Annotated in this window: 3 protein-coding genes; 1 reads left to right on the top strand and 2 read right to left on the bottom strand. The window is 43.8% G+C overall.

Features of this window, described 5'->3' with window-relative positions; translation table 11 throughout:
• Nucleotides 1-283 precede the first annotated feature (283 nt).
• Nucleotides 284-2,167, top strand: a complete 1,884-nt coding sequence (locus BG260_RS13635; RefSeq protein WP_069133515.1) for a CocE/NonD family hydrolase — start codon at nucleotides 284-286, stop codon at nucleotides 2,165-2,167.
• 261 nt (nucleotides 2,168-2,428) lie between these two features.
• Here the strand turns inward: BG260_RS13635 and BG260_RS13630 are convergent, their stop codons facing one another.
• A complete protein-coding gene (locus BG260_RS13630) occupies nucleotides 2,429-3,802 on the bottom strand; it encodes a RagB/SusD family nutrient uptake outer membrane protein (protein ID WP_069133514.1) in 1,374 nt (457 codons plus the stop codon).
• Nucleotides 3,803-3,813: 11 nt separating this feature from the next.
• A complete protein-coding gene (locus BG260_RS13625) occupies nucleotides 3,814-6,768 on the bottom strand; it encodes a SusC/RagA family TonB-linked outer membrane protein (protein ID WP_069133513.1) in 2,955 nt (984 codons plus the stop codon).
• Nucleotides 6,769-6,949: the final 181 nt, after the last annotated feature.

The raw sequence follows: 6,949 nt of genomic DNA, 5'->3' as shown, positions 1-6,949 counted from the left end.
GACATAGCTTTTTGGCTTGTCACTCTCCATAAGTACCTAAATACATGAATATTATTGCTCTTAGGTACAAGAGTACCCCCCCTGTTTTGTTACAAAAAAATTTAAAACCCTCCAAGGGTTCTGATCCCTTGGAGGGGTAAGGTAAAACGTAATCAAACAAAAACGCCGGGCGGTGAGAGCTGTACGGTGTATTTTTGTTTAATCTATCCCATTCAATAAAGATTCATTCTCAATTGTGAATCGGCTACATTGGTTGTGTAACCCATCAATCAATCCAAACAATATGAGATTTAAAATTTCAATTCTGCTCACCTCATTTCTGTTAGTATGCGTCAGTTTCGCTTATGGGCAGAATCAAAATGTATTAGAACAGCTCGAAGAGGTCGCCGTTATCGATCAAAAGGTGATGATGCCGATGTCTGACGGTGTTCGATTAGCTACCGATATCTACCGGCCAAAAACGGATGAGCCTGTGCCGATTATCTTTTCAAGAACTCCCTACAATTTTAATACCTATCGAAACGGAGAGCTCAATACCCGAACGCTTAACTCAGCTCTGCAGGCCGTTGAGAAAGGTTATGCTTACGTAGTTCAGAACGAACGCGGACGGTTCTTCTCTGAGGGCGACTGGGATATCCTCGGCACTCCCCTCACAGACGGTTACGATGCCTTTACCTGGATGGCCGATCAGGAGTGGAGCAACGGCAATATCGGAACGCTTGGCTGTTCCTCAACCGCCGAATGGCAGATGGCGGTTGCCGCTATGGATCACCCCGCACACGCCGCGATGGTTCCGCAGGGATATGGAGCCGGTGTAGGACGAATCGGGGAATTTTATGAGCAGGGAAACTGGTACAGAGGCGGAGCCGGACAGATGCTTTTTACCGCGTGGCTCTACTCAACGCAGCACGACCCGATGGCGCCTAAATTGCCACGAGGAATTTCACAAGAAGATCTTCTCAGACTACAACGTTTTTATGATATGGCTCCCACCTACCCTCGGGTTGACTGGTCTGAAGGTTTACGTCATCTGCCCATTCAGGATATCATCAAGAATGTTAACGGACCCAAAGGTATTTACGAGGAGATGATTACCCGCAAACCAGATGACCCACAATGGTATGAAAGTGGCCTTTACCACGATGATATGGATTTCGGTGTGCCTAGTTTCTGGTTTGTTTCCTGGTATGATGTGGGTGTGAGTCCAAATCTTGCACTGTTTAATCACGTTCGGGAGAGCGCCTCCGATCCGGATATTCGAGACAACCAGTATCTGGTTATTGCTCCTACCCTGCACTGCGCTTATACCAGGGCAACGGAAAATACTGTAGTAGGTGAGCGAAATGTGGGTGATGCTACCCTCAATTATGAGGAGATGATCTACGACTGGTTCGATTACTGGATGAAAGGAGTTGACAATAATATTACCGAAGAACTTCCACGAGTCCGCTACTATACCATGGGCTCAAATGAATGGCAGACTGCCGACCAATGGCCTCCGGCTAATGCTGAAATGACCACATACTATCTGAACAGCGGAGGCAACGCCAATACAAGAAATGGTGATGGATCTCTTCAGAATGAAGCACCGGACCAAGACAATCCGGACACGTTTATATATGACCCTATGAATCCGGTTCCATCCTATGGCGGTAATGTCTGCTGTACGGGAAATGCCGTTCAGGGCGGTGCGTTTGATCAGCAGGAGATGGAGTTACGGGATGATATTCTAGTCTACACGTCCGAACCACTGGAAGAGGGTATTGAAGTAAGCGGCTTTATTGAAAGTACGCTCTATCTCTCGTCTGATGTAAAAGATACCGACGTCACCATCAAACTGATTGATGTCTATCCGGATGGAACTGCGTATAACCTGGATGAGACGATTCAGCGTGTAAGATACAGTGAGGGATACGATAAATTGGTCTTTATGGAAGAAGGAAACGTCTATCAAGTAAACATGACTCCGATGTCGACCAGTAACTACTTCAAGAAGGGACACCGAATTCGTATCGAGGTCTCGAGTTCCAACTTTCCACGGTTTGATCGTAACCTGAATACCGGCGGGAATAACTATGATGAATCGGAAGGTGTTACAGCGACAAACAACATTCACCATTCGAAGGAGTACCCAAGCAGTATTACGCTGCCGATTGTTCGAAACTGAGATTTACGTGAGTTCGACATAAGAATCTTGCAATGATTCTCCCCTCCTGCCTGCCCTCGAAACGTCGGGGTGTAAGGAGGGGAATATATCATAACTACTAGTTTTTTTAGTTAAACAAAGTTACGCTTAGAAATCCCATTGTATAAAAAAGGCTCTGTGAACTTAATCACAGAGCCTTTTTAGTAATTCGTTAATTCTTAGTTCTCGACTCAGCCTGCTTTTAAATGTTTTAAATGCAGGCCGGCTCGAACTGACATATTATTAGTTGTTCTGGTTCTCCCAGTTGGTTTCACTTGTTGGGCGAGCCAATTGAGTAAATACCCTTCCATATCGATTTGGAATTTCATCCAATCGGTCATAACGTCGAGCATCAACCCATCGGTGGCCACCTTCAGCCCAGAGTGAGTATCGACGTTCAAACAGAACCTGATCAATTATTTCATCAAATGTTGTGAGAGTTACCGGTGGAAGATTCCAGGTGTCTCGAATCAGGTTGATAGCATTCTGAGCATCTATAAAATCTGTGCCCTGACCGCGTTGCGCCAATGCTTCAGCATAAATCAGGATCAGCTCCTCATTTCGAAGATATGGAATCGATGAGGTATTGCTTTCAAATCGCGCATCCTGGTACTCCGCAGCTTCAGGAACGTTTGCATTAGACACAGGAGTGGTACGCTGGAAAAATTTATTCTCAACGCGCAAATCTCCGGCCTCTGCATCTTCTATCATGGATGGATGAACAACCATAATCTGATTTGTATTTGCATCCAGAGGATAGAAAAGCGGATTGAATGAATCCGGCGGATTTCCATAGACGTGAGATACTCCACGATTCATACTTGCTTCTCCGGCAGTCAAATCCAAAAAGGAATCGTTCAGAGCATTCAGAGCTCCCGGGAAGTCCTCTGCATAGATTGATGCTCGCGCCTTAATGGCCCGGTTCACCTGCTTCAGTCCATCCGTTGTTGCAAACTCACCAAAACCCTCCGTTAAGCTGAAAGGCAATTCAGCCGGTGCACTGTTTAGGTTACTGTAAGCTTCATCCAACAGGGATATTATTCTATCCAGAGCTGCATCATAACCCAAAAACGGGCCTGGGTTTAGCGGATCAGCCACATCAATCCGAATACCGTTTTGATATTGCCCATTCAGCGGTATCAGATACTGGAATGCCTGAATCGTTTTAGCAAATCCGAGATAAGCATTTCTCTCTGTATCTGTAACCGTACCTGTGTTTTGAACCGATTCAATTAACAGATTAGCCTGTTTAATTGCCTGATAAGGAGTATTATAGGTTCCCCCGGAGGCAAAGAAATTAGGGTATGGTTCAGTGATATCTTCCTGTCCTAACCAGTCAATCGTAAATCTCGGATCAGAAGCAAAGAAGTTCCATGTTTCTCGTCCGAATGATCCGAACAGCTGCGTGGTATTCGCCACATACCCGCGGTGCCGGCTTTCAAGACCGGTTACCATATTTTGGAGTTCACCGCGAGTCGCATCGTTCAGCACTCCTGCAGAAGATGGATTATTCGGGTCAATCACCTCCTCTACATCGAGCAAATCACATCCTGCAGCCATTAAAAATGACAACAGTACAATAGAAATCGTTGTTAAATAGTGTTTTGTTTTTAACATAGTAGTCATTCTTAAAAGTCGAGATTAATGTGGAAGAATACTCTTCTTGCACTCGGATACGGAGTCACTTCCACAGATTGTGAAACCGGTTGAGCACCAAAGTTAGATACTTCAGGATCGTAACTGCTGTAGTCTGAGAATAGCAGTAAGTTTTTACCTGAAACACCAAATCGTATACGCTGAGCATTGAAGAAGTTTGATACAACTTCACCCGGAAGGGTATAATACAGTCCCACTTCTCTAAGCTTCACATAAGATGCATCCTCCACAAAACGGCTGGGGTTGAAAGGCCCGCGATCCAATCCATTCGGAATACCATCACCATCATCGTCATTGCTCCAGTCCGGTGTATTTCCTCCACCGTCTAATAAGAAGTTTGTTAGGTTAATGTTATCTCCGCCTTTCTGATATTGGAAGAGGAAACTAAATTCGAAGTTACCTAAGAACGAAAATTCATTATACCAGGACATCTGATAGTCCGGTTGTGCATTCCCATAAAATGTCAGATCAGGATCTTGTGGGTTACCAACAATTGTAGTTGGTGAAAATCCTTCACGAATGAGATACTGGCCTAAAGAAAGACCAAAAGCTCCGGTGTCATAAGAAGGAATATCCAGACGTGTTATTTCTGAATCGTTACTCCAATACATCAGTCTTGTAATCCACGAAAGTTGCCTGCTTCTGTATGGAGAGGCTGTCAATGCCAGCTCTATCCCTTTGTTTTCGAGTTCTGCAGCATTCGTAGCAATTGCAGTAATCCCGGTTGAGGATGCAGGGGTAAGATCAAGAATCAAGTCTCGTACTTTTTTGATATAGTATGTCGCTTCAAGACCAACCCTTCCATTGAACGCACTAATATCGGCTCCAAATTCAATCTCACTGGCTGTTTCCGGTTTAAGATTTGGATCTATTGCTCGTGTAGAAATAACGGAACCAAGTCCGCCACCGATGTTTACACCACCCAGTGCTTCAAACGTGTTTCCAAATTGAGCTTTACCTCCGGTTTCACCGTAAGCTGTACGCAGTTTGAATAACTCTATTTCATCAATTGACCAGAAATCAAAGTTTGTAAGATTAACGGCCAGAGATGCTTTAGGAAATGGATAGAATGTATTTTGCTTTGCATTAAGGGTTGATTTATCAAATCGCACACCTAATGTTGCAATAATCTTATCTGCCCAGTTAATCTCTTCCTGAGCTACTAAACCAATTTCCGAAACCTCCTGAAATACTTGAGAAAATACAGACTGAACCTGTGCCTGGTTCAGATTCGTTTGCCCGGGCGCTAGACCCCGACCACGGTTCAGAAGTCTGTTTGACTCTTCATACAAGCGTGTATAACCGATCTGCGTGTTGAAGTTAAAATCGCTCACATCAACATTGTAAACCAGAAATGCCTGCATGTTCAGGTTGAAGTTATCCTGCTTTCCATGAATCACATCACCAGGCGTAGAGCTGGCCTGCTGTGACTGAAAAAATTCAGGGAAGTAGATAATTGAATTTGAATTCAAATAGTCCAATCCTACCTGAGTATTAAATCTTAGAAAGCTATTGGCATTACTATACAGATTAGCATCCAGCCTTACACTCTGCAAGAATCGGTTTACCAACTGATTGTTCACCGCATTATCGCGCAGGTTATAAGGATTTTCCGCAAAGTACGGGTTATTAGGATAGTTGCCGTTTTCGTCCGGTCTCAGATCATAATAACTTGGAACGTATGCAATATTATATCCAATACTACCGCCGGTTCCATTTTGATTGCCCGTAAAACCACGATCGGAATCAGTTCTGATGTAGTTCGAGTTCGATGAAACGGAAATATTATTGTTAATTGAATGGTCAAGGTTCAAACGAACATTGTTCCTGTCAAATCCGGTATTTTTAATAATACCTTCTTCTGACTGAACACCTGCACTCACGTAAAACTGGGTTCTTTCATTACCACCGGAGGCGCTTAACTGAGTATTAGTTAAGAGACCGGTTTCTCCGTAAAACTCTTCCTCATAGTCGAGAAGGTTTCCATTCTGTCGGAAAAGAGCTTTCTCATCTTCTGCACGTTGCCCGCTATAAATCAGATCTATCTTTTCTTCACTCCATTCATCAAATCCAAGAAGGTTTAAGGCACTGGTAAAACCTATGTCCTGCTTAATGCTCACACGTGTCTCACCGGCTTGTCCTCTTTTCGTGGTTATAATAATAACACCGGCATTAGCGCGACCACCGTATATAGCAGCAGCAGATGGGCCTTTCAGCACTTCTATTGACTCAATGTCCTCGGGATTGAGATCAGAAACGCGACTGGCAACATCATCCTGGCTTGATCCACCGGCACCACTGACTGACGATCGTCCGGTTGTGATAACTGTATTATCAACATAAACACCATCAATAATGTAGAGTGGCTGAGAAGACCCTGAACCTAACGTTGAAATACCACGCAGCTGAACATTACTGCCACCGCCCGGCGAACCACCATTCGCATTGATATTCACACCCGGAATTTTTCCATACAGAGAGTTGTCTATGGATTCGCCAAGTGTAGTTCCTGCCAATTCTTTTCTTGAAACCGTTGATACTGCGTTACCAAGATTACTTCGCTTAACATTTGAAGCAAGACCTGTTACGACGATCTCTTCCAGTCTGGAAATATCCGGTTCGAGCTCAATCTCAATCTCGACGACCGAATTTCCATTTCTGTTTACTTCTACATTTCGGGTAATATAGCCAATGTAGGTAACTCGCAATGTAGCTGACTCTCCCGCTACGTTTAACGAAAATTGACCGTTAATATCTGTTGCTGCACCGTTTCCGGTTTCTGTTTCTACGACAGTTACGCCAAACAAGAGTTCACCGCTATCGGCATCGATAACAGTCCCGTTCACTGTAAACTGTGCAAACGCACTACTCACCGTCAAGAAGGCAAACAGAACGATACAGAGACCTCTTTTGTATAGATTTTCCATAGGTTATTATTTATTGATTTGATTACTGTTCTGAGCAGGAAGAGAAAAGTTGAGAACACACACTCTTTTTCTGCCTTCACCTATTTAGTCAAATCAAATTTAAAGTTCAACGCTATTTGAAATCTATTTTCTCTCTAAACAAAGGCTACCTTTCCAATAATTATTTCAAAATAAAATCATT

Source organism: Rhodohalobacter halophilus, assembly GCF_001715195.1.
GTDB classification, from domain to species: domain Bacteria; phylum Bacteroidota; class Rhodothermia; order Balneolales; family Balneolaceae; genus Rhodohalobacter; species Rhodohalobacter halophilus.
Note: the sequence above shows the minus strand (reverse complement) of the source record. Positions and strands in the feature narration are given on the sequence as shown.